Genomic DNA, 23,795 nt, shown 5'->3' with positions numbered 1-23,795 from the left:
GCGGAAGGATCACAGGGGTGCCGTGGCGGGCACCGTTCCGGGCGGCTCGGGTGTGCAGATCCCTGAGAGCGGGAAGCTGAGGATCTGCGGTGACAGAGGGTGGGGCAGAGAAGTCGTAGAAGTCGACGGTCCAGCGTTCCAGGGTGTTCACGTGCGCAGCTCCGAGAGTGATGCGTAAGGAACCGACAGATGAGAATAGCCTAGAGAACCGGCGGCAAGCTGGAGCCCGGCGAGAGCGCACAGGGCGCGCTGGTGCGCGAGCTGCGTGAGGAGCTGGGCGTCGAGGTGGAGCCGCTGGAGCGGGTGCCGGGGCAGTGGCCGGTGGCCGGGGGTGCACTGGTCCTGCAGGTGTGGACGGCCCGGCTGCTGTCGGGCGACCCGCGGCCGCTGCAGGACCACGACGAGCTGCGCTGGCTGGGCCGGGCCGAACTCGACAGCGTCGACTGGCTGCCCCAGGACCGCCCGGCGGTCCACTGGGTGGCCTCCCGGCTGGGCGGGGCCTGAGGCGCGCTCTGCGGGCCGGGGGAGCCCCCTCCCGCCGGATCCGCGGCCGGTCAGCCGTGTGCTGCCTCCTCCTTGCGGCGGATGTGCGGACGCGTCGGGCGGGCGTATGGGGGAATATCGGGTGAGAAGGGGTAAATCCCTGGAAGAGGCCGGGTGGACCCGGCCCGACCCGGTCGGGGGTGCGACGCATGAGCGACAGCGGCGACACCCCGCCTGCCGCGCAGCCGCCCGCCGACCACCACCCCCCGCCCGGCCCGCCCGAGCCGTCCGAGCCGTCCGAGCCGCCGGAGTCGGAACCGGACATCGGCGGGACCGGCGCCGGCACCCTGATGGACACCCTGCGGGTGGCCGTGGTCATGCTCGACACCTCGGGGCGGGTGCTGCTGTGGAGCCCGCTGGCCGAGGAGGTGCTCGGCTGGGCGGGTGAGCACATCGTCGGGCGCCGCGTCGGCGGTCTGTTCGGGCCGGGCGGGCAGCCCGCCGCCGGGTCGCGGCCGGAACCGTCGCCGGGGCAGGCCGAGCAGATCCTCGGGGAACTGCTGCGCGGCGGGCGCTGGGACGGCATCCTGTCGCTGCGGCACCGCGACGGCCACACCGTGCAGGTCGAGGCGCGGGCCTCGCTGCTGGTGGACGGGGACGGCCGGCCGTTCGTGCTGGCCTCGATGGTGGAGACCAGCCGGCTGCGCACCCTCGAACACGACCTGGCCGCGCTCGACTCGCTCTTCGACGCCTCACCGCTGGGCGTGGCGATCTTCGACAAGGAGCTGCGCTACGTCCGCGTCAACGAGGCGCTGGCCCGGATGAACGGCCGGACGGTGGCCGACCACATCGGCAGGACCGTCGCCGACGTGCTCGACGTCAGGGACGCCGAGTCGCTGACCGCACTCCAGCGGGACGTCCTGGTCACCGGGCGCCCGGTGATCGACCTGGTCTCGCCCGCGCCCGGCGGGCACGGGCACAGGTCGCTGTCCTACCACCGGCTCGCCGACCGGGCGGGCCGGGTGCTGGGCATCAGCGCGACGGTGATCGACGTGACCGAGCGGGTCGAGGCCGCGTCCAAGGCCGAACGGGCAAGGCGCAGGCTCGCGCTGCTCAACGACGTCGGCGGGCGGATCGCGGGGCAGCTGGACGTGCGGCGCAATGCCGAGGAGCTGGCCGCGTCCCTGGTGCCGACCTTCTGCGACTACTCCGGCGTCGTCCTGCACTCCCAGCTGGCCGACGGCGGCGAGCTGCCCACGGCGCCGTACAGCGCCAGCACCCCGATGCGGCAGACCGGTGTCGGGGCGATCACCTGGAGCCCCGACGTCGTGCGGATGATCAGGCCGGGGCAGGCGATGTCCTTCGACCGCAAGTCGCCCTTCGGCGAGGTGCTGGCCACCGGCCGGCCCAAACTGCTCGCCTCGCGCGACGAGTTGGCCGACATGACCTTCCCCGACGACCCCAAGGTGCGTGCGACCCTCGCGGTGGGCATCCGGTCGCTGCTGGTGCTGCCGCTGCGCGCGCACGGGGTGGTGCTGGGCCTGCTGGTGGTCAGCCGGGCCGACGGCCGCGAGCCGTTCGACCACGAGGACGTGGCGCTCGGCATGGAGCTGGCCGACCGCGGCGGCGCCTCGCTGGACAACGCGCGGCTGTACGTTCGCGAGCGCGAGGGCGCCCTGATGCTCCAGCGCTCCCTGCTGCCGCGATCCACTCCCGCAGCCCCCGGTGTGGACGTCGCCTACCGCTACGTGCCCGGCAGCAGCGCGGCCGAGGTCGGCGGCGACTGGTTCGACGTGCTGCCGCTGGCCGGCGGCCGGGTCGGCTTCGTGGTCGGCGACGTCATGGGCCACGGCCTGTCCGCGGCGGCGACCATGGGCCGGCTGCGTACCGCCGTACGCACCCTGGCGGGCCTGGACATGGCGCCGGACGAACTGCTGCGCCGGGTCAGCGAACTGGGCGACGACCTGGCGCAGAACCAGGCCGAGGGCTGGATGGCCACCGCCGTCTACGCCGTCTACGACCCCGCCACGCGCCGCTGCACCATCGCCCAGGCCGGCCACCCGCCGCCGGTGCTCGTCGAGCCGGGCGAGCGGCCCGGCACGATCGAGGCGCGGCTGCTCGACTTCCTGCCGCCCGGGGTGCCGCTCGGCGTCGGCGGCGTCCGCTTCGAGACGACCGAGCTGGACGTGCCCGACGGCACCGTCCTGGTGCTCTACACCGACGGGCTGGTCGAGTCCCGCCGGCACGACATCAGCACCGGCCTGGAACGGCTCCGCTCCACCTTGTGCCGCCCGCTGGACTCGCTGGAGGACGCCTGTGACGAACTGCTCGCCACCATGGAACCCGGGCGCGAGCCCGACGACGTGGCCCTGCTGATGGCACGCCTGGGCACACTGCCGAGCGGTTCGACCACGGCGTGGACCTTCCCCGCGGAGGCCAGCGCGGTCAGGCTGGCCCGCCGCCGGGTGCGGGACGCGCTGGCCGAGTGGGAGCTGCCCGAGCTGACCGACGTCACGGTGCTGCTGGTCAGCGAGCTGGTGACCAATTCGCTGCGCTATGCCCACGGACCCATCGGGGTGCGGATGGTGCGCGGCGCCTCGCTGCTGGTCGAGGTGTCCGACCCGCTGCCCGACCCGCCGCGCGAGCGGGTCGCCACCGCGGAGGACGAGGGCGGCCGCGGACTGCAGCTGGTGGCTGGTGCGTCGCGCCGCTGGGGGACCAGACACGGGCCGCTGGGCAAGACCGTGTGGTTCGAACTGGCACTGCCGTGACGCCTGTGACGGGCGCCCGCGCCGTGATCACCGAAATGGTTCGCAGGGCGTGTGCCGGGTATCCCGAAGAGACGAGAGCGAAAGGTGCGACCGAGGTGTCCAGGGGACGGCCCCCGTACCCCGCGAGCCGAGATGATGCTGTGATCGACAAGACCGTGTGCTGGACGGTCCGCATGCTGAATACTCAGCTCCAACCGGTCCATGTGTGCTGAGCTGGAGGGGTCGGGCGAGTGAGCGACATGCCAGCAGGGGCGGTTCCGCCAGGAGACGATGCGGACGCGGCTGCCCAGACCGCCGTCTGGCAGTCCAGTCCGCCCGGCTCCATCTACGACTACATACGAGTCGCCTCCTTCTCGCTCGGCCCCGACGGACGCATCGAGCAGTGGAGCGAGCGCGCCGCCGAGTTCTTCGGCGTCTCCGCCGACGACGCGGTGGGCCGCGACCCCGTCGCCGCCTTCGCGCCCGCGCACGTCCAGACCCGCGCCCACGAGCGGCTCGCCGACATCCTCAACGGCCGCGAGTGGACCGGGCTCGTGCCGTACAACGACGCGTCAGGCGGCGAGGGCCTGGCCGAGGTGTACGTCATGCCCGCCGACCGCGGCGCCCTGTGCATCGCCGTCGACGTGGCCACGCTGCGCCAGATCGAGACCGACCTCGCCGCCTCCCAGGCGGTCTTCGGGCAGTCCCCGATGGGCTTCGTGCTCTTCGACAACCAGCTGCGGCTGATCCGGGTCAACGACCGCTTCGCCACCGTCTTCGGCCGCCCCGCGGAGGAGCACCGCGGCCGCGGCCCCCACGACTTCCTGTCCCGGGTCGAGGCCGACCGGCTGTCCGCCGCGCTGCGCCAGGTGCTGGAGACCGGCGACCCGGTGCTGGACATGCCGCTGGTCGGCACCGTGCCCGGCGACCCCGGGCGGCGCCGCTGGTCGATCTCGCTCTACCGGCTGCACAGCTCCTCGGGGCGCCCCATCGGCGTCGCGGGCCTGGCCATGGACGTCACCGGGCGGCAGCGCGCCGAGCGGGAGGCCGCACACGCCCGGCGCAACCTGGCGCTGCTCAACGAGGCGGGCGCCCGTATCGGCACCTCGCTCGACCTGGAGACCACCGCACGTGAACTGCTCGACGTGGCGGTGCCGCACTTCTGCGACCTGGCCTCCGTCGACCTCTACCAGGCGCTGCTGTCCGGCGCCGAGGAGCTGTCGGGCACCACCGACGGCAGCGGCGAGCTGCGCAGGGTCGCCTTCGCCAGCTCCGTGTCCGACGCGCCCGTGGCGATGGCCGGCGACGACGACGACGTCTCCGCCGACGCGGGGCCGGTCTCGGTCGGCTCCGTCCACCGCTACCGCTTCAGCTCCGCCAGCGCCCGCGCCCTGCGCACCGCGCAGCCGCAGGTGCTCGACGGCGACGGCGGGCAGGACCTGGGCGGCGCCCTGGTGCAGTCCACCCTGGTGGTGCCGATGGTCGCCCGCGACACCGTGCTCGGCCTGGTGCAGTTCTCCCGCGCCAAGGGCAGCGAGCCCTTCACCGAGCGGGACCGGATGCTCGCCGAGGAACTGGCCGCGCGCGCCGCCATCTTCATCGACAACGCCCGCCTCTACCGCCGCGAGCACGAGCGCGCCCTGATCCTCCAGCGCAGCCTGCTGCCGCCCGACGACCCGGAGGCCGCGGGCCTGGACATCGCCTGCCGCTACCTGCCCGGCAGCATGGAGACCGAGGTCGGCGGCGACTGGTTCGACGTCATCGAACTGCCGGGGCACCGCACCGCCCTGGTCGTCGGCGACGTCATGGGCCGCGGCCTGCGCGCCGCCGTCGCGATGGGCGAACTGCGCACCGCCGTCCGCACGCTGGCGATGCTCGACCTGGAGCCGGGCGAGGTGCTCAGCGCCCTGGACGAGGTCGTACGGGGCCTGGGCGCGCCCACCCCTGGCCGCACCCGCAGGACCAAGGAGCGCGGCGACTCCGACCTCACCGAGGTCTACCTCGCCACCTGCGTCTACGTCGTCTACGACGCCGTCACCCGCCGCTGCACCATCGCCAACGCGGGCCACCTGCCGCCGGTCGTCGTTGAGCCCGGCGAATCGCCGCTGCTGCTGGAACTCCCCAGGGGAGTGCCGCTGGGCGTCGGCGGCGAGCCGTTCGAGGAGAGCGAGGTCGAACTGCCCGAGGGCGCACTGCTCGCCCTCTACACCGACGGCCTCGTCGAGTCCCGCAGCCTCCCGCTGGACGAGGGCCTCGACGCCTTCCGGCAGTCGCTCGACGGCCCCGAGCGGCCCCTGGAGGACATCTGCGACCACGTGCTCGCGACCGTCGACACCGCACACGGCGAGGACGACATCGCGCTGCTGATGGCCCGTATCCGCGGCCTGCCCGCCGACCAGGTCGGCGACTGGACGCTCAAGCCGCAGCCCACCTCGGTCGCCAGGGCGCGCGAACTGGCCCGCGACCAGCTGCTCGCCTGGGACCTCGGCGACCTGGTCGACACCACGGAGCTGCTGGTCAGCGAGCTGGTCACCAACGCGCTGCGGCACGGCTACGGCGACATCAGGCTGCGGCTGCTGCTGGACCGCACCCTGGTGTGCGAGGTGTGGGACAGCGCCCTGGTCCAGCCGCGGCGCCGCCGCGCCCGCGACACCGACGAGGGCGGGCGCGGGCTGCAGCTGGTCACCATGCTCAGCGAGAGCTGGGGCAGCAGGCGCACCCACCGCGGCAAGACCGTGTGGTTCGAACTCGCCCTGCCGGGGCGGCAGTCCCATGTGGCGACGCCGACCGTGGACGAGCTGCTGAGCATGTTCTGACCCGGGTCCCGGGTACGCGGGTCCCGTGTCCCGGGTCCCGGGTCCCGGGTCCCGGGTCCCGGGTACGCGGGTCCCGGTTCTCGGGTACCGCCTGCGCGCTCGGGCCTGCGCTTCTCAGGCCGCCCCGGCCTTGAGGCGGGCGAGCCTGGCGTCGATCTCGGCGCCGTCGCCGAGGGCGTCCAGCGCCTCGAACTGCGCGTCGAGGGAGGAGGCCGCCAGCTCCTCCTTGCCCCTGGCCCGCGCCTCCTCGCGGCGCACCTTGTCCTCGAAGCGGCCCAGTTCGCTGGTGGGGTCGAGCACGTCGACGCTCTTGACCGCGTCCGTCATCCGGTTCTGCGCCTGCGCGGACTTGGCGCGGGCGACCAGGGAGTCACGTTTGGCCTGCAGGTCGGAGAGCTTGGCCTTCATCTGGTCAAGGCCCGTCCTGAGCTTGGCGACCACCTCGGTCTGCGAGGCGATGGCCGGGGCGGCGGCGGCCGCCTCGCGCTCGGACTGCAGCTGGCGCCCGAGGGCGATCTTCGCGAGGTTGTCGAAGCGGTCCGCTTCCGCGGTGGAGGCAGCGGTCCGCAGCTCGTCGGCCTTGCGGCTGGCGGCCAGCGCCTTGTCGCCCCACTCCTTGGCGGCGGCCAGGTCCTCGGCGTGGTCCTGCTCCATCAGGCGCAGGTTGCCGATGGTGGTGGCGACCGCCTCCTCGGCATCGCCGATGTTGTTGCTGTAGTCCCTGATCAGCTGGTCGATCATCTTCTGCGGGTCCTCGGCCTGGTCGATCAGCGCGTTGATGTTCGCCTTCGCGAGCTGCGCCACCCGGCCGAGGACGGTCTGCTTGCTGGTCATCGCCGGCTCCCTGGTGATTGGTTGTGCTGCGGGTGAGAGGGTCTCGCGGCCGTGAGGGCTAGGCCGTGTTTTGGAAGTCCCGCCTGCCCCGCGGCGTCTGGCACGCACGCTCGCTGCGTTGTCGGAGTCGTCCGAGTAGGCCCACTACGAGGACGACCCTCCGCCTTGCGATCGCACGTACCAGACGCCGCGGGGCCCGCCCTGTGGGCGGACGGCGCTACTTCCAAAACACGGCCTAGAAGCGTCCGCCGCCGCCCATGCGGCCGCGCGTCTGGCCGCCGCCGAAGCTGCCGGGACCCGCGCCGCCGAAGCCGCCGCCCCCGCCCAGGCTGCGCCTGCCGCCCAGGCTTCCGAAGCCGCCGCGGCCCATGCGCCCGCCGCCGAACAGCTCGCCGAGGATGATCCCGCCGAGCACCGCCCCGCCCATGCCGGGGCGGCCGTAGGAGGGGCTGCGCCCGAAACCGCCGACGTCCTGCTGGGCCAGCCGCTGGGCGTCGCGCGCCAGCCGGTCGGCGTCCTGGGCGTGCGCCAGGGCGGCGGAGGCGTCGCCGGGCGCCGCGGCCTGCGCCTGCTGCAGCCTGCGCTCGGCCTCGGCGAGGCGGGTACGCGCCTGGCTGCCGATCGCGCCCCGGTGGGTGGTGATCAGGTCACGGGCCGCGGCGACCTCGCTGCGGGCCGCCAGCAGCGCCTGGTCGAGCAGCCCGCGGGCCCGCTGCTCGCCCACCTCCTGCTCCCGCACCCCGGTCAGCGCCTCGTCCAGCCCCGCGTCCGCCTCCTCCACCCGCCGCAGCGCCGCGATCGGGTCGTAGCGCCCCCCGGCCAGCTCCCCCCGCACATCCGCGACCACCGCCTCCGCCCGCGCCACCCGCCCCCGCAGCTCCGCATACCCCCCGCCAAGACCCGCGCGGGTCCCGCCCGACCCCGCGCCGGTGCCGCCGGGACCCGCGCCGGTACTGCCCGCGCCCGTAACGCCGCCGCCCGGCCCCGCGCTGCCGACGCCCGTAGGGCCACCGCTTGGACCCGCGCCGGTACTGCCCGCGTCGGCAGCGCCGCCGCCCGGCCCCGCGCTGCCCGCGCCCGCAGGGCCACCGCCGGGACTCCTGCCGGTGCTGCCAGCACCCGCAGCCCCGCCGGGATCCGCTGCGTTACCGTCCGGACCCCCGTCAGTGCTGCCCGCGTCGGTCCCGCGTGGAACCGCGCTGCCCGCGCCCGTAACGCCGCCGCCCGGCCCCGCGCTGCCGACACCCGTAGGGCCACCGCTTGGACCCGCGCCGGTCCCGTCCGGCCCCGCGCTGCCCGCGCCCGTAGGGCCGCCGCCTGGACCCGTGCCGGTGCTGCCCGCGCCCGCAGCACCGGCGGGACCCGCGCCGGTGCCGCCGGGATCCGCGCTGATCGCGCCCGTCGCGCCGCCGTCCGGGCGCGTGCCCGGGGCGGCGTTCGTGCTCAGGAGGGCGTGGGCCTCCGCGAGGTCGGCGGCGGTCTCGGTCAGGGCGGTGCGCAGTGCCTCCTCCGCCGTGCGCAGTTCGTCGGCGCGGCGGGTGACGGAGTCGGCCAGTGTGGTGGCCTGGTCGAGTGCGCCCTCGGCCGCGCGGACGAAGACCGCGGCCCTGCCGTGGTCCGTGCCGATCGCCGCCCTGGCCTGGTCGAGGCTGGACCGGGCGAACTCCAGCCGGTCCCTGGCCTCGGCCGGGTGCCCGGCGACCGGCTGCACGGCCGAGTCGGCGTAGGCGGCGGCCAGCGGTGCGAGCGTGGTCTCGGCGGCGGCGATCCGGCCGGGCAGGGCGGCGGCCTTCGCCTCGGCCTGCTCCAGTACCTGGGGGGCGTTGGCCTCCATCGCGCGCAGCCGGTCGAAGGCCTCGGACTCCGCGTCGAGGCGCCGGTTGGCCTGGGTGCAGCGGGAGAGGATCTCGTCCAGCATCTGCCGCCTGGTCGCGTCGTCCTCGGGGAAGGCGTCGTCCAGCTGCTGGCGCAGCCGGAAGGCGGCAGTCAGCTCGCCGTGGGCGTAGTCGACAGCTTCGGCGAAGGGCTTGGCGGCCTCGTCGCCGAACTGCGCCGCCGCGAAGCCGACGTCCTCCCGGCTGGTGCGCACCGCGTCGTCGGTGGCCACCAGCAGCTGCCTGGCCTGCGAGTCCAGCTCGGGCAGCGGTGTCGGCCTGGGCGCGTACCTGCGGGGGCGCCCGCCGGGACCCGGTCCCGGCCCCGCGGGCTGCGCGGCCCCGTCAGCGGCGGCGGCGCGGCGGCGGCGTACCGCGTACAGCACGACCAGGCCCGCCGCGGCGACGACGCCGACCGGGATCCACAGGTCGGCGGCACCGTTGGAGGCGGCGGTGCCGCCGCCGGGGTCCGCGGTGCCCGGGGTGATGGCGGGCGCGGTGACCGGGCGCCCGCCGAGCACCGCGTCGTAGCCGTTGGCGGCGCCCACCGCGGCCCCGGCCCAGTCGTTCTGCCGGAGCGCGGGTTCGATCGCCGTGGAGCTGACCTCGTCCAGCTGGGCCTGGGTGAGACCGGAGTCCTGGTCGGCGGAGACCGCGTACTGCCGGTCGTGGGTGGCGACGGCCAGCAGGATGTCCTGCCGGCCGAGACCGCTCCTGGTCGCCGTGGCATTGGCCCAGTCCTGCGGGCTGCGCCCGGAGAAGCCGTTGACGTAGGCGACGAAGAGCTGGAGGTGCCGGGCGTCGTCGAGGCGGTTCAGCGCGGTGGTGACCTCGGCGGTGCGGCCCTGGAGCGCGCCGACCCGGTCGGTGATCGGGCCGTCGGTGCTCAGCGTGATCGGGTCGTCGGCCGCCGCCTGGCCCGGCTGCGGGAGCAGCACCGCGAGGGCGAGCGCACCCAGCGCCGCGCACCACCGTGGGACTCGCCGCCTCATGCGCCCGCGCCCTTCGCCCGCGCCACGTCTCCACCGCGTGGCTGTGATCGGAGGCTATGTGCGGGATGTGCGGTACGCGACTTATGTGCGGCGCCCGGTCGTACGCGGCCGGGCACCGTGCGGGCCTGCCCAGCGGTACGGCCCGGGAGTGGCGGCCCCCGGGCCGTACCGCCGCCGTGCGGCACCGCGAACCGGCTCCGGTGACGACCGGGGCCGGTCCCCCGGTCCTAGTCCTGGCGGCGCCTGATCTTGCTGCCCAGCCACACCAGCGGGTCGTACTTACGGTCGATGGCCCGCTCCTTGAGCGGGATCAGCGCGTTGTCGGTGATCTGGATGTGCTCGGGGCAGATCTCGGTGCAGCACTTGGTGATGTTGCAGTAGCCCAGGCCGTGGTCCTCCTGCGCGGACGCGGACCGCACCAGGCCCTGGTCGGCCGCCGCGTCCAGCGGGTGCATGTCCAGCTCGGCGATCCGCATCAGGAAGCGCGGGCCCGCGAAGGATGTCTTGTTCTCCTCGTGGTCGCGGACCACGTGGCAGGTGTCCTGGCACAGGAAGCACTCGATGCACTTGCGGAACTCCTGCGAGCGCTCCACGTCGACCTGCTGCATGCGGTACTCGCCGGCCGGCACGCCCTTCGGCGGGACGAAGGCCGGCACCTGGCGGGCCTTGTCGTAGTTGAAGGACACGTCGGTGACCAGGTCGCGGATCACCGGGAAGGTCCGCAGCGGGGTGACGGTGACCGTCTCGTCCGGCTCGAAGACCGACATCCGGGTCATGCACATCAGCCGCGGCCGCCCGTTGACCTCCGCGCTGCACGACCCGCACTTGCCGGCCTTGCAGTTCCAGCGGACCGCCAGGTCGGCGACCTGGGTGGCCTGCAGCCTGTGGATGATGTCGAGGACGACCTCGCCGTCGTTCACCTCGACCTCGTAGTCCTGCAGGTCACCGCCGTCGGTGTCGCCCCGCCAGACCTTGAAGTGCGCTGTGTGGGTCACCGGTCAAGCTCCTCGTCCGTCAGGTATTTCAGCAGCTCTTCCCGCTCGAAGAGGGCCAGCAGGTCGGCCCGTATCGGGTCCATCGGACGCTGCCGCAGCCCGATCAGCGCCTGCTTGCCGCCGTCCGCGCCCCCGCCCTGCGCCTCGTCGGTCAGTTCGCACACCAGGTTGACCTTGCGCCAGTCGCGGTCCATGCCCGGGTGGTCGTCGCGGGTGTGGCCGCCGCGGCTCTCGGTGCGCTCCAGGGCCGCGCGGGCCACGCACTCGCTGACCAGCAGCATGTTGCGCAGGTCCACGGCCAGGTGCCAGCCCGGGTTGAACTGCCGGTGCCCCTCCACCGCCACCCGCCGCGACCGCTCCCGCAGCACGCCGAGCCGCTCCAGCGCCTGCTCCATCTCCGGGCCGCGCCTGATGATGCCGACCAGGTCGTTCATCACCTGCTGCAGCTCCTGGTGCAGGGTGTACGGGTTCTCCGCGGCGCCCTCCTGCGCGGACTCCGCCGACTCCGCCGGCTCCTCGGCCCCGAAGGGGCGCAGCGCCTCGGCCGCCGCCGCGTCGATCTGCTCCTCGGACGCCGCGGGCCGCTGCTCGCCGAGCCCGGCGGCGTACTCGGCCGCGAAGAGCCCCGCCCTGCGGCCGAAGACCAGCAGGTCGGACAGCGAGTTGCCGCCGAGCCGGTTGGAGCCGTGCATGCCGCCGGCCACCTCGCCGGCCGCGAACAGCCCCGGCACCCCGCGGGCCGCCGCGGTGTCCGGCTCCACGTCGACGCCGCCCATCATGTAGTGGCAGGTCGGGCCGACCTCCATCGCCTCGGCGGTGATGTCGACGTCGGCCAGCTCCTTGAACTGGTGGTGCATCGACGGCAGCCGGCGCCTGATCTCCTCGGCGGGCAGCCGGGTCGACACGTCCAGGTAGACCCCGCCGTGCGGGGTGCCGCGGCCGGCCTTGACCTCGGAGTTGATCGCCCGGGCCACCTCGTCCCGGGGCAGCAGCTCGGGGGGCCTGCGGTGGTTGTCCGGGTCGGTGTACCAGCCGTCGGCTTCCTCCTCGCTCTGCGCGTACTTCTCCTTGAAGACGTCGGGGACGTAGCCGAACATGAACCGCTCGCCGTCGCTGTTGCGCAGCACACCGCCGTCGCCGCGCACCGACTCGGTCACCAGGATGCCCTTGACCGACGGCGGCCAGACCATGCCCGTGGGGTGGAACTGGATGAACTCCATGTTGATCAGCGGCGCCCCGGCCAGCAGCGCCAGCGCGTGCCCGTCGCCGGTGTACTCCCAGGAGTTCGACGTCACCTTGAACGACTTGCCGATGCCGCCGGTGGCCAGCACCACGGCGGGCGCGTCGATCACGAACAGCCGGCCCGACTCGCGGACGTACCCGAAGACCCCGGCCACCTTCCCCCCGGACCTTCGGTCGGGGGGTGCCCCCATCTCGCTTCGCTCGTCGTCCTTGAGCACCCGGGTGACCGTGCACTCCTGGAAGACCTTCAGCCTGGCCTCGTAGTCGCCGGTCTCGGCGTGGTCCTCCTGCTGCAGCGAGACGATCTTCTGCTGCAGGGTGCGGATCAGTTCGAGGCCGGTGCGGTCGCCGACGTGCGCGAGCCGCGGGTACTCGTGGCCGCCGAAGTTGCGCTGCGATATGCGGCCGTCGGCGGTGCGGTCGAACAGCGCGCCCCAGGTCTCCAGCTCCCACACCCGGTCGGGGGCCTCCTTGGCGTGCAGCTCGGCCATCCGCCACTGGTTGAGGAACTTCCCGCCGCGCATGGTGTCGCGGAAGTGCACCTGCCAGTTGTCGTGCGAGTTGACGTTGCCCATGCTCGCCGCGATGCCGCCCTCGGCCATCACCGTGTGCGCCTTGCCGAAGAGCGACTTGCAGATCACGGCGGTGCGCATGCCGCGCTCCCTGGCCTCGATCGCCGCCCGCAGCCCCGCGCCGCCCGCGCCGACCACGACCACGTCGTACGCGTGCCGTTCCACTTGTGTCATCTCAGAAGAACCTCGGATCGTCGAATGCGCCGCTGGCCACCAGGTACACATAGAGGTCGGCGACCCCGACGCTGATCAGCGAGGACCAGGCCAGCAGCATGTGGCGGCCGTTGAGCGCGCCCACCCAGCCCCACAGCCGGTAGCGCACCGGGTGGGCGGAGAAGTGCCGGAGCTTGCCGCCGATGATGTGCCGGCAGGAGTGGCAGGACAGGGTGTACGCCCAGATCAGCACGATGTTCAGCAGCAGGACCAGGGTGCCGAGGCCCGCGTGGCCCCAGGCGCCGCTCTCGTCGCGGAAGGCGAGCACCACGTCGTAGGTCAGGATCCCGGCGACCGGCAGGGCCAGGTAGAAGAAGTACCGGTGGACGTTCTGCATCACCAGCGGGAAGCGGGTCTCGCCGGTGTACTTCGCGTGCGGCTCGGCGACCGCGCAGGCCGGCGGCGACGCCCAGAAGCCGCGGTAGTAGGCCTTGCGGTAGTAGTAGCAGGTCAGCCGGAAGCCCAGCGGGAAGACCAGCACCAGCAGCGCGGGCGACAGCCCCCACCACGAGCCGAACAGGTGCCAGTCGGCGCCGCCGTCCATCGGCGTGCAGTTCGAGGCGAGGCACGGCGAGTACAGCGGCGACACGTAGGGCGTGGAGTAGTAGTCGCCGTTGGCGAAGGCACGCCAGGTCGCGTAGATGATGAAGATCGTCAGGGCGACCGCGGTGACCAGCGGTGAGAGCCACCACCGGTCGGTCCGCAGGTGCCGGGCGGAGATCGCGGCCCGCCCGGGTGTCATGACACCGCGGGCGGCAGGGGTGGTGGGAGTGGTTCCGGTGGCCAAGGAGGACTCCGTACGGGAAAGGACCGGGGGGCGCGCGACGGGTCCGCCGCGCACCAGGGGTGCGCGGCGGGGCGGCGCGCGGTTACGGCGCGTGCCGGTGCGGCGAGCCGAGCCCCTCGTCCTCGGCGTCCGCCCACAGCCCGCGGTCGTAGGGCGCGTCGGGGACGGTGACCATCTCGACCGGCCGCTTCCCCGCGTCCGCGGGCGCCGAGTCCTGCAGCAGCGCGAGGCTGTCCCGCAGGTGGGCCGCGGCGCTGCGCACCCGGCGCATGTCGAGGGTGTCGCCGCTGTGCTCGTCGAGGCGGGCCACGCAGCGCATCAGGTCGTCGAGCCGGCGCTGGACCGACGTCAGGTCGTCGTGCAGGGACATGGGGAGTCCTCACCATCTGCCGCCGTGGAACGCAGTACGGGGCGGTGCTGCGGATGCGAGTGTTGCGCGTCACACCGCGGCTTGTGAAGACGGCTGCACGGAATACCGCGGGCGGGGTATAGGACGGCGCCCCCGGGCCGCGCCCCGGCGCGGGTACGGCAGTGGGCCGGACGGGTGGAGTGCGCCGGGCACCTCGGCGGGTCGGGACCGCACCGCCCGCGGTGTCGTCTGGAGTGGGGGTGCGATTAACCGGACCACCGGTAAAACGGCCCATCCGACCAGATGAGTATGTCCCCGGCGTATGCCGAGCCTCCGGCCGGCCGCCCGGGCCGCGGAGGAGCGACCACATGAACCGCAGTGCGTACCCGACCGCTGTCACCCCGGCGCCCCGGGCGCGCGCGGTGCGTATCGCCGTGGCGCTCACCGCCGGCGCCACCCTCACCCTCACCGCCTGCTCCTCCGGCGGCGGCAACCACGCCGCCGGCACCGCGGGCACCGACATCGCCACCGTCGCCAGGGCGGGCGTCAAGGACGGCGGCACCCTGCACTGGGCCACCGACGAGGTGCCGCGCACCCTCAACGCCTTCCAGGCCGACGCGGACGTTGACACCGCCACCGTCGCCGGCGCCACACTGCCCGCCATGTTCCGGCTCGACGGCCACGGCAAACCGCACGCCGACACCGACTTCCTCAAGAAAGCCGAGGTCAGCGAGACGGAGCCGCGCCAGGTCGTCACCTACGAGCTGAACCCGCAGGCCAAGTGGAGCGACGGGCGGGCCGTCGGCGCCGCCGACTTCGCCGCCCAGTGGAACGCGCTCAGCGGCAAGAACTCCGCCTTCTGGACCTCGCGCAACGCCGGGTACGACCGGATCGCCTCCGTCAAGCAGGGCGCCGACGCGCAGCACGTCGAGGTCACCTTCAGCACCCCCTACGCCGACTGGCGCTCGCTGTTCAGCCCGCTCTACCCCAAGTCCGTCACCGGCACCCCCGACGCCTTCAACGACGGCGCCCGCACCGCACTGCCCGTCGTCGCGGGACCCTTCGCCGTCAAGGGCGTCGACACCAAGGCCGGTACGGTCACGCTGGTGCGCAACCCCACCTGGTGGGGGCAGCCCGCCAAACTCGACCAGCTCGTCCTGACCGCGGTACCCCGCACCAAACGGGCCGCCGCGCTCGCCGCCGGCACCCTCGACCTCGCCGACATCGACCCGGACGCGCTCGCCACCGTCAAGAAGACCAGGGGCCTGGCCGTACGCAAGGCCCCCGACGCCGCCTACGCGCAACTCGCCCTCAACGGCAGCGCCGGGCCGCTCGCCGACGAACGGGTACGGCACGCCGTCGCCCGCGCCATCGACCGCAAGGCCATTGCCACCGCGGTGCTCAAACCGCTCGGCCTGCCCGCCGTGGCGCTCGGCAACCACCTCGTCCTCCCCTCGCAGGACGGTTACGCCGACCACAGCTCCGCGCTCGGCGCCACCGACCTCCAGCAGGCGCAGGCGCTGCTCGCCGACGCCGGCTGGAAGCAGTCCACCGCCAAGGCCGGGGACCAGGCGGCGGGACCCGGCCGCAGTGCCGCCTCAGGCGCGCTCACCGTCGTCGAGCCCAGCCGGGCCGTGACCAAGAGCAACAAGCAGCTCAGCCTGCGCTTCGTGCTCCCCGCGGACTCGCCCACCCTGGACGACGTCGGCACGCGCATCGCCAAGATGCTCTCCGCGATCGGCATCCGCACGGAGATCACCAAGGTCGACGGGGCCAGCTACTTCCAGGACCACATCGCCGCCGGCGACTTCGACCTGGCGCTCTACTCCTGGCCCGGCACCGCCTACCCGGCCACCGACGACACGCCGATCTACGCCAAGCCCGTGCCGGCGCCCGACGGTTCGCTGACCGTCGCGCAGAACTACACGCGGGTCGGGACCGACCAGATCGACCAGCTGCTCGACCGCGCGGGCAGTGAGCTGGACGCGTCCACCGCGCGCTCACTGACGGCCCAGGCCGACGCCCGCATCTGGGCTGCCGCCGGCTCGATCCCCCTCTACCAGCGCCCGGCCGTCGTCGCCCTCCGCACCACGGTCGCCAACGCCGGCGCATTCGGCTTCCAGACTCCGTCCTACGCCGACCTCGGCTTCCGCAAGTAGCCCTCCGGGGGCGCGCAGGTACCCCCGGGCTGCTGCCCCTTGCGGTGCATCCCGTGCCTGCGGCTTCGTCGTGGCTGGTCGCGCAGTTCCCCGCGCCCCTGAGGTGGTTGCCACTTGCTGTGGCGTTGCTTCTATCCCGCTCCTCGGGCTGGGCGCGCAGTTCCCCGCGCCCCTGGGGGTGCCCCCTCCCGCAGAGCCGACGCCGTCAGGCGGCGCCCTCTGCGCAAGAGGGTGAGCGTTTTTCAGGGGCGCGGGGAACTGCGCGCCCAATCACGATGCACCGGAAGGTGCGAGCTCACCGCAAGGGGCAGTCACCTGGGGGCGCGGGGAACTGCGCGACCAGCCACGACGGCGGGAAAGCCGACCGCCCGGCGCAAGGGGCACCCCCCCAACCCCCCGCGGGGCTAGCGGGTGGTGTGCAAGGTGGGGGACAGGGCGGCAGCCCGGGCGCGGGGGGCGCGGGACAGCTCGGGGTGGCCCGCGGCGGTGTGGGCCGCAGCGAGCGTGAGAAGGGCGCGGGCACGAACGTGCACGGTAGCGGCGTTGGCGGCGGCAAGAGTGGCGAGCTTGACGGCCTGCTGAGGCCGCCCCCGGAACAGCGCCTCCATCGCGGCGAGGTCAGTACCTCGCAAGGCCGCGGCCTTCGACTCGGCCCGCAGCGCGGCGAGCGCCGCGTCGAAGTACGGCATCGCGTCGGCCGCACGCCAGTGCCCGGCGGCGATCCCGTCGGCGACCGCGCACGCGTACAGCTGGAGCGCCCCCCGCCGCAGCTCCGGCGCATGCGACCGTTCGCGCAGCTCGGCCGCGGTGCGCGCGGCCGCGTCGCAGCGGCCCTCGCAGAGGGCGAGGGACGCCTCCATGGCCAGCCGACGGGGCGAGGCGTCGCCCGGGGCGGCCGGTGCCGCGTCGAGGGCGGCGCGGGCCAGGTCGATGCGGCCGGCGCAGGCGGCCCGGGCGGCGGCCAGGGTGGCCGGGTCGTGGACCCATTCGGCGAGTGCCTGGTCGTTGTCGCCGAAGGGGAGGCGGAAGAGGCGCCAGGCGGGCGAGGTGACCCGGCCGGGCTGGGCGGCAAGCACGAGGAGGGTGACCGCGGCGAGGCCCCAGCCGACGGAGGCGGCCGGCCCGCCCGCGGCGACGAGGGCGGCGGAGGCGACCGCCTCGGCCAGGAGCGTGGCGGCGGCGCATGCCCACATGCGGCGGCGCAGCCCCGGCCGCCCGACGATGACCTGGCAGGCGATGAAGGGGATCAGCGGAAGCAGCCGGAAGACGACGAGCCGCCCGCGGCGGGTGGTGTGGCCGAGCCAGCGGCCGACGCCGAGGGACGTCCAGACGGTGGCGACGCCGGAGAGGGGGCCGAGCAGCCAGTAGGCGACGATGTGGAGGTTCAGGCCGACGACCATGCCGAGGGCGAAGCGCAGGAGGCCGTTGCGGTCCAGGGGTATGGCACCGGTGCCGCCGAGCACTCCCACGGCCAGGGCGACGGCGATGATCAGCAGGTTCGGCAGGGCGCGCCGCCCGGCGGTGTGCGCGGCGGCGGGGGAGCCGGCGGGGTGGAGCGGGATGCCGGCCGGCAGCGGCGGCACTGACTCGTCCTGCGGGACGACGGGTGGCGTGGACACGGCCAGATCCTGCCACCGGGCCGAGGTCGGGGCGTACGCGGGGCGCCGGTGGGGCTCGTGCGGGCGCAGCCCGGGGTGCTGGCACGTACCATGGGAAACGGCCGCGGCGTGACTTTCTGCCCGGCACGGGCGAGCGCGTCGAAGAGGAACGCGACGCCATCCACGATTCCGGGAGAAGCGCCGCCGCATGTCCACGCGCCACGATATCCGTAACGTCGCCATCGTCGCCCACGTCGACCACGGCAAGACGACCCTCGTCGACGCCATGCTCAAGCAGGCCGGGGCCTTCGCCGCACACCAGCATCTGGACGACCGGATGATGGACTCCAACGACCTGGAGCGCGAGAAGGGCATCACCATTCTCGCGAAGAACACCGCGGTGAAGTACCACCCCAAGGACGGCGGGGACCCGGTCACCATCAACATCATCGACACCCCCGGCCACGCCGACTTCGGCGGTGAGGTCGAGCGCGGCCTGTCGATGGTGGACGCGGTGGTGCTGCTGGTGGACGCCTCAGAGGGTCCGCTGCCGCAGACCCGGTTCGTGCTGCGCAAGGCGCTGTCGGCCCGGCTGCCGGTGATCCTGTGCATCAACAAGACCGACCGCCCGGACTCCAGGATCGACGAGGTCGTCAACGAGACCTACGACCTCTTCCTGGACCTGGACGCGGACGAGGACCAGATCGAGTTCCCGATCGTCTACGCGTGCGCCCGCGACGGCGTCGCGTCGCTGACCAAGCCGGAGAACGGCACGGTCCCGGCCGACAGCGACAGCCTTGAGCCGTTCTTCTCGACGATCCTGTCGACCGTCCCGGCGCCGACCTTCGACGAGGACGCCCCGCTGCAGGCGCACGTCACCAACCTGGACGCGGACAACTTCCTCGGCCGTATCGCGCTGCTGCGGGTCGAGCAGGGCCACCTGAAGAAGGGGCAGACCGTCGCCTGGATCAAGCGCGACGGCACCATCTCCAGCGTCCGCATCAGCGAGCTGATGATGACCGAGGCGCTGACCCGCAAGCCCGCCGAGAGCGCGGGTCCCGGTGACATCTGCGCGGTGGCCGGCATCCCGGAGATCATGATCGGCGAGACGCTGGCCGACCCGGAGAACCCGATCGCGCTGCCGCTGATCACGGTGGACGAGCCGGCCATCTCGATGACCATCGGTACGAACACCTCGCCGCTGGTCGGCAAGGGCGGCAAGGGCCACAAGGTCACCGCCCGGCTGGTGCAGACCCGGCTGGAGCGCGAGCTGGTCGGCAACGTGAGCCTGCGGGTGCTGCCGACCGAGCGCCCGGACGCCTGGGAGGTGCAGGGCCGCGGTGAGCTGGCGCTGGCCATCCTGGTGGAGACGATGCGCCGGGAGGGCTTCGAGCTGACCGTCGGCAAGCCCGAGGTGGTCACCAAGGAGATCAACGGCAAGGTCCACGAGCCGATCGAGCGGATGACCATCGACTCGCCCGAGGAGCACCTGGGGGCGATCACCCAGCTGATGGCGAGCCGCAAGGGCCGGATGGAGACGATGACCAACCACGGGTCCGGCTGGATCCGCATGGAGTGGATCGTGCCGTCCCGCGGTCTGATCGGCTTCCGCACCGAGTTCCTGACGCAGACCCGCGGCACGGGTATCGCGCACTCCATCTTCGAGGGCCACGAGCCCTGGTTCGGCGAGCTGCGCACCCGCAACAACGGCTCGCTGGTGGCGGACCGGGCGGGTGTGGTGACCGCGTTCGCGATGACCAACCTGCAGGAGCGCGGCGTGCTGTTCGTCTCGCCGACCACCGAGGTCTACGAGGGCATGATCGTCGGTGAGAACTCCAGGTCGGACGACATGGACGTGAACATCACCAAGGAGAAGAAGCTCACGAACATGCGGTCCTCGACCGCGGACGTGACCGAGTCCCTGGTGCCGCCGCGGATGCTCTCCCTTGAACAGTCCTTGGAGTTCTGCAGGGACGATGAATGCATCGAAGTCACTCCGGAGACGGTCAGGATCCGTAAGGTGGTCCTCGACCAGAAGGAGCGGGGCCGTGCCGCGTCCCGCGCCAAGCGCTGACGCCCACTGACCGCCAACGGAACGGTGAGGGGTCCAGGCTTCCTGGGCCCCTCTTTGCGTGGTCTCGCGCTGTCCGCTTTCCGGACAGCAATCACCGTTAGATAGGTCACACTGCCCATTTCGCCGGTGTCTGTCTACGTTCCATAATGTCCGGATTCTGGAACAAGATCGACGTCGATGTGACCAAAGCGAGACCAACCCTGTGTCGATCCGACTTCAAACGTGCCCGATAGTGGGACGAAGTTGAGCTCGGGTCAATGGGTCACGCGCTGATGGGGAGCGCCGACTCACGAGCACAGGAAGGCCGTAGTCGCTGTCAGGGGTGTCAGTGGGCGTCCGGCCTTCCTTTCACGTATCGATAGTGACTCCTGAGGAGGCAAACCCATGCGCGGTGCCAAGAGCGCCAAGTGGGTCGTAGGTGCGGCCGTGATCGCCCTCGCAGCGACCGCCTGCAGTTCGAGCGACGACTCGGGCAGCAAGGACAAGGCCAAGTCGAGCAGCGGATCGAGCGACGGGATCGTCCGAGCGTGGTGGGGCGACCCCCAGAACCCGCTCGAGCCCGCCAACACCAATGAGGTGCAGGGCGGCAAGGTCCTTGACATGATCTTCATGAACCTCAAGGAGTACGACGCAACGGGCAAGGCCCAGCTTGAGGCCGCTGACTCGATCACCACGACCGACCAGCAGAACTTCACCATCAAGATCAAGCCGGACCTGAAGTTCTCCGACGGTACCCCGGTCACCTCCAGCTCCTTCGTGGACGCCTGGAACTACGGTGCCCTGGTCACCAACAAGCAGCTGAACTCGTACTTCTTCGCGGACATCGACGGCTACAAGGCCGTCCACCCGGACGACGAGACCGCCGCGCCGACCGCCAAGACCATGAGCGGTCTGAAGGTCGTCGACGACCACACCTTCACGGTGAAGCTGTCGCAGAAGTTCTCCACGTGGCCGGACCGCCTGGGCTACAAGGCGTTCGCGCCGCTGCCCAAGGAGTTCTTCGACAACCACGACGCGTACCTGAAGAAGCCGATCGGCGACGGCCCCTACATGATCGAGTCCTACACCAAGGGCGCGAGCATGAAGCTGGTCCCGAACCCGAACTACACGGGTCCGAGCAAGCCGAAGAACAAGGGCGTCCTGCTGAAGGTCTACACCAGCAGCGAGACCGCCTACGCCGACCTGCAGTCCGGCCAGCTGGACGTCCTCGACGACATCCCGGCCGCCGACCTGCCGCACGTCAAGAACGACCTGAGCGGCCGCTACCTCAACCAGCCGGCCGGCATCATCCAGACGTTCTCCTTCCCGATGTACAAGCCCGAGTGGTCCAAGCCGGGCATGGACAAGGTCCGCCTGGGCATCTCGATGGCGATCGACCGCAAGACGATCACCGACAAGATCTTCGGTGGCACCCGCACCCCGGCCCAGGACCTCACGTCCCCGGTGCTGGGCGCGGCCGGCGGTTACAGCACCTCGGTGTGCGGTGAGGCCTGCACGTACGACCCGGTCAAGGCCAAGCAGCTCATCACCGAGGGCGGCGGCATCCCCGGCGGCCAGATGAAGCTCGGCTACAACGCCGACTCCGGCTCGCACAAGGAATGGGTCGACGCGGTCTGCAACAGCATCAACAACGTGCTGGGCAACAACAAGGCCTGCGTCGGCGCCCCCACCGGCACCTTCGCGGACTTCCGCAACCAGATCACCAAGGGCCAGATGACCCAGCCGTTCCGTTCCGGCTGGCAGATGGACTACCCGCTGATCGACGACTTCATCACGCCGCTGTACGCCACCGGCGGCAGCTCGAACGACTCGAAGTACACCAACAAGACGGTCGACAAGCTGATCAACCAGGCGAACGCCGAGCCGGACACGGCGAAGTCGATCGCTCTGTACCAGCAGGCCGAGAAGCAGGTCCTCACCGACATGCCGATCGTCCCGCTGTGGTACCAGAACGGTCAGGCGGGTTGGTCCTCGAAGGTCTCCAACGTCAAGGAGAACGCCTTCAGCTACCCGATCTTCACCGACATCACGGTCAACTGACCCTGACCACGCACTACCTGCAGTAGGCGGGTCCGTACAGGGGAGACGTTCGGGCACGCCTGCGGGGGAACTGACAAACAACCGCTCGCGGTGTGGATGTCGGCCGGGGCCACAAGCCCCGGCCGACGTCTGCCCGATCCCTGGAGGGCAGATGGGGCGCTACGTCATCAGGCGACTGCTCCAGATGGTTCCGGTCTTCATCGGAACCACATTGTTGATCTTCGTGATGGTATGGGGTCTCGGTGATCCCGTGGCCGCCATGTTCGGCGACCGCACCCCGGACCCGGCGACCGCCGCGCAGATCAGACTTGAGTTCCATCTCAACGACCCCTTGATCCAGCAGTACTGGATCTACATGTCGCACGTCTTCGAAGGCGACTTCGGCAAGGCGTGGAACCAGCAGCCGGTCACCGAACTGCTGAAGACGGCCTACCCCGTGACGCTGCGGCTGACCATCGTGGCCTTCGTCATCGAGGCGGTCATCGGTGTCGCGCTCGGCGTCTTCGCCGGCCTGCGCCGCGGGCGGTTCTTCGACACCGGTGTGCTGGCCATGACGCTGATCGTGGTCTCGATCCCGACCTTCGTCACCGGCTACGTGCTGCAGTACTTCTTCGGCGTCAAGTGGTCGATCGTGCACCCCTCGGTGGGTGAGGGTGCGCCCTTCAAGGACCTGCTCATGCCCGGCCTCGTGCTGGCCGGCGTCTCCCTCGCGTACGTGGCGCGGCTGACCCGTACCTCGGTCGCGGAGAACACCCGCGCCGACTACCTCCGCACGGCGGTCGCCAAGGGCCTGCCGCGGCGCCGGGTCATCGTCAACCACATGCTGCGCAACTCGCTCATACCCGTGGTGACCTTCCTGGGTACCGACATCGGCAACCTGATGGCGGGCGCCCTGGTCACCGAGCGGATCTTCAACATCCACGGCGTGGGCTACCAGATCTACCAGGGGATCGTGCACACCAGCCCCGCGACCGTGGTCGGCTTCGTGACGATCCTGGTGATCATCTTCCTGCTCGCCAACCTGCTCGTCGACCTGCTCTACGCGGTCCTGGACCCGAGGATCCGGTATGCCTGAGAACACCGACGCCCTGATCCTCGACGCCGGCGGCGCCCCGGCCACCACGCCGGACGGCACGGCCGTCCCCATGGACAAGCGCGACAAGCCGCGCAGCCTGTGGAACGACGCCTGGCACGACCTGAGCCGCAAGCCGATCTTCTACATATCGGCGCTGGTCATCCTGTTCCTGATCGTCATCTCGTTCTGGCCCAGTCTGATCGCCAGCCAGGACCCGCTGCAGTGCAACCTGATCAACTCGCAGAACGGCCCCAGCTCGGGCCACTGGTTCGGCTACGACCAGCAGGGCTGCGACGTCTACACCCGCACCGTGTACGGTGCCCGCGCCTCGGTCGAGGTCGGCATCTTCTCGACGCTCGGCGTCGCGGTGCTGGGCGCGCTGCTCGGCGGCCTGTCGGGCTACTTCGGCGGCTGGCTGGACGCGATCATCTCGCGCGTCAGCGACATCTTCTTCGGCATCCCGATCCTGCTCGGCGGTGTCGTCTTCCTCTCGGCGGTCAAGGGCGGCTCGGTGCTCACCGTGTCGACCTTCATCATCCTGCTGGGCTGGCCGCAGCTGGCCCGTATCGCCCGCGGTGCCGTGATCACCGCGAAGGAGCAGGACTACGTGCTGGCCGCCAAGGCGCTCGGCGCGGGCCACGGCAGGATCATGCTGCGGCACATCGCCCCGAACGCGCTGGCTCCGGTCATCGTATGGTCCACCATCGCACTGGGCACCTTCATTTCGCTGGAGGCGACACTGTCCTTCCTCGGCGTCGGCCTCAAGCCGCCGGCCGTGTCGTGGGGCATCGACATCTCCGCGGCGGCCGACCAGATCCGCAACGCGCCGCACATGCTGCTGTGGCCCGCGGGCGCGCTCAGCGTGACGGTGCTGGCCTTCATCCTGCTCGGCGACGCGGTCCGCGACGCCCTCGACCCCAAGCTGCGCTAGGAGGGCGTACG

14 protein-coding genes and 1 pseudogene are annotated in these 23,795 nt (G+C 72.0%); 8 read left to right on the top strand and 7 right to left on the bottom strand.

Annotation, left to right across the window (positions count from 1 at the left end; genetic code table 11):
* Positions 1-210 precede the first annotated feature (210 nt).
* The 3 genes and pseudogenes from JT723_RS29915 to JT723_RS29905 form a co-directional block, all read left to right on the top strand.
* Positions 211-504, top strand: a pseudogene (locus JT723_RS29915) (NUDIX domain-containing protein); the annotation flags it as partial.
* A gap of 188 nt (positions 505-692) precedes the next feature.
* Positions 693-3,254 (top strand): SpoIIE family protein phosphatase, encoded by a 2,562-nt coding sequence (locus JT723_RS29910; protein ID WP_205047975.1) that lies wholly within the window; start codon positions 693-695, stop codon positions 3,252-3,254.
* Positions 3,255-3,493: 239 nt separating this feature from the next.
* On the top strand, positions 3,494-6,049 hold the full coding sequence (locus tag JT723_RS29905) for a SpoIIE family protein phosphatase (protein ID WP_205048038.1): 2,556 nt from the start codon (positions 3,494-3,496) through the stop codon (positions 6,047-6,049).
* A gap of 114 nt (positions 6,050-6,163) precedes the next feature.
* On the opposite strand, the gene JT723_RS29900 is transcribed toward JT723_RS29905, so the two are convergent.
* The 6 genes from JT723_RS29900 to JT723_RS29875 form a co-directional block, all read right to left on the bottom strand.
* On the bottom strand, positions 6,164-6,883 hold the full coding sequence (locus tag JT723_RS29900; RefSeq protein WP_205047974.1) for a PspA/IM30 family protein: 720 nt from the start codon (positions 6,881-6,883) through the stop codon (positions 6,164-6,166).
* Positions 6,884-7,118: 235 nt separating this feature from the next.
* Positions 7,119-9,749, bottom strand: a complete 2,631-nt coding sequence (locus JT723_RS29895) for a TPM domain-containing protein (protein WP_205047973.1) — start codon at positions 9,747-9,749, stop codon at positions 7,119-7,121.
* 227 nt (positions 9,750-9,976) lie between these two features.
* Positions 9,977-10,744 carry a succinate dehydrogenase/fumarate reductase iron-sulfur subunit gene (locus tag JT723_RS29890; protein WP_205047972.1) on the bottom strand — a complete coding sequence of 256 codons (768 nt, stop codon included), beginning with the start codon at positions 10,742-10,744 and terminating at the stop codon, positions 9,977-9,979.
* Positions 10,741-12,732 (bottom strand): fumarate reductase/succinate dehydrogenase flavoprotein subunit, encoded by a 1,992-nt coding sequence (locus JT723_RS29885; RefSeq protein ID WP_205047971.1) that lies wholly within the window; start codon positions 12,730-12,732, stop codon positions 10,741-10,743. The genes JT723_RS29890 and JT723_RS29885 overlap by 4 nt, the downstream gene beginning before the upstream one ends.
* 1 nt (position 12,733) lies before the next feature.
* A complete protein-coding gene (sdhC, locus tag JT723_RS29880; RefSeq protein WP_205047970.1) occupies positions 12,734-13,558 on the bottom strand; it encodes a succinate dehydrogenase subunit SdhC in 825 nt (274 codons plus the stop codon).
* Between the two features lie 82 nt (positions 13,559-13,640).
* Entirely contained in the window at positions 13,641-13,928 is a 288-nt protein-coding gene (locus JT723_RS29875) for an Rv0250c family protein (protein WP_205047969.1), read from the bottom strand.
* A gap of 347 nt (positions 13,929-14,275) precedes the next feature.
* Between JT723_RS29875 and JT723_RS29870 the strand changes: the two genes are divergently transcribed.
* Positions 14,276-16,066, top strand: a complete 1,791-nt coding sequence (locus JT723_RS29870) for an ABC transporter family substrate-binding protein (RefSeq protein WP_205047968.1) — start codon at positions 14,276-14,278, stop codon at positions 16,064-16,066.
* A 404-nt stretch (positions 16,067-16,470) separates the two neighbouring features.
* Here JT723_RS29870 and JT723_RS29865 read toward each other — a convergent pair whose 3' ends face one another.
* Positions 16,471-17,685: a hypothetical protein gene (locus tag JT723_RS29865; RefSeq protein WP_205047967.1), complete on the bottom strand. Its 1,215-nt coding sequence runs from the start codon at positions 17,683-17,685 to the stop codon at positions 16,471-16,473.
* Positions 17,686-17,872: 187 nt separating this feature from the next.
* Here JT723_RS29865 and typA point away from each other — a divergent pair, with 187 nt between their 5' ends.
* The 4 genes from typA to JT723_RS29845 all read left to right on the top strand — a co-directional run bounded on the left by typA (position 17,873) and on the right by JT723_RS29845 (position 23,784).
* On the top strand, positions 17,873-19,738 hold the full coding sequence (typA, locus tag JT723_RS29860; RefSeq protein ID WP_205047966.1) for a translational GTPase TypA: 1,866 nt from the start codon (positions 17,873-17,875) through the stop codon (positions 19,736-19,738).
* 384 nt (positions 19,739-20,122) lie between these two features.
* On the top strand, positions 20,123-21,778 hold the full coding sequence (locus JT723_RS29855; protein ID WP_205047965.1) for a peptide ABC transporter substrate-binding protein: 1,656 nt from the start codon (positions 20,123-20,125) through the stop codon (positions 21,776-21,778).
* A gap of 151 nt (positions 21,779-21,929) precedes the next feature.
* A complete protein-coding gene (locus JT723_RS29850; RefSeq protein WP_205047964.1) occupies positions 21,930-22,853 on the top strand; it encodes an ABC transporter permease in 924 nt (307 codons plus the stop codon).
* Positions 22,846-23,784: an ABC transporter permease gene (locus JT723_RS29845; protein ID WP_205047963.1), complete on the top strand. Its 939-nt coding sequence runs from the start codon at positions 22,846-22,848 to the stop codon at positions 23,782-23,784. Before JT723_RS29850 ends, JT723_RS29845 begins: the two co-directional genes overlap by 8 nt.
* Positions 23,785-23,795 lie beyond the last annotated feature (11 nt).

Origin of the sequence: Actinacidiphila bryophytorum (genome assembly GCF_016916835.1) — a bacterium.
GTDB classification, from domain to species: domain Bacteria; phylum Actinomycetota; class Actinomycetes; order Streptomycetales; family Streptomycetaceae; genus Actinacidiphila; species Actinacidiphila bryophytorum.
Note: the sequence above shows the minus strand (reverse complement) of the source record. Positions and strands in the feature narration are given on the sequence as shown.

Coding starts and splice junctions, on each gene's coding strand:
- JT723_RS29910 (WP_205047975.1), top strand. CDS start 693: ATGAGCGACAGCGGCGACACCCCGCCTGCCGCGCAGCCGCCCGCCGAC.
- JT723_RS29905 (WP_205048038.1), top strand. CDS start 3,494: ATGCCAGCAGGGGCGGTTCCGCCAGGAGACGATGCGGACGCGGCTGCC.
- JT723_RS29900 (WP_205047974.1), bottom strand. CDS start 6,883: ATGACCAGCAAGCAGACCGTCCTCGGCCGGGTGGCGCAGCTCGCGAAG.
- JT723_RS29895 (WP_205047973.1), bottom strand. CDS start 9,749: ATGAGGCGGCGAGTCCCACGGTGGTGCGCGGCGCTGGGTGCGCTCGCC.
- JT723_RS29885 (WP_205047971.1), bottom strand. CDS start 12,732: ATGACACAAGTGGAACGGCACGCGTACGACGTGGTCGTGGTCGGCGCG.
- JT723_RS29875 (WP_205047969.1), bottom strand. CDS start 13,928: ATGTCCCTGCACGACGACCTGACGTCGGTCCAGCGCCGGCTCGACGAC.
- JT723_RS29870 (WP_205047968.1), top strand. CDS start 14,276: ATGAACCGCAGTGCGTACCCGACCGCTGTCACCCCGGCGCCCCGGGCG.
- typA (WP_205047966.1), top strand. CDS start 17,873: ATGTCCACGCGCCACGATATCCGTAACGTCGCCATCGTCGCCCACGTC.
- JT723_RS29855 (WP_205047965.1), top strand. CDS start 20,123: ATGCGCGGTGCCAAGAGCGCCAAGTGGGTCGTAGGTGCGGCCGTGATC.
- JT723_RS29850 (WP_205047964.1), top strand. CDS start 21,930: ATGGGGCGCTACGTCATCAGGCGACTGCTCCAGATGGTTCCGGTCTTC.
- JT723_RS29845 (WP_205047963.1), top strand. CDS start 22,846: ATGCCTGAGAACACCGACGCCCTGATCCTCGACGCCGGCGGCGCCCCG.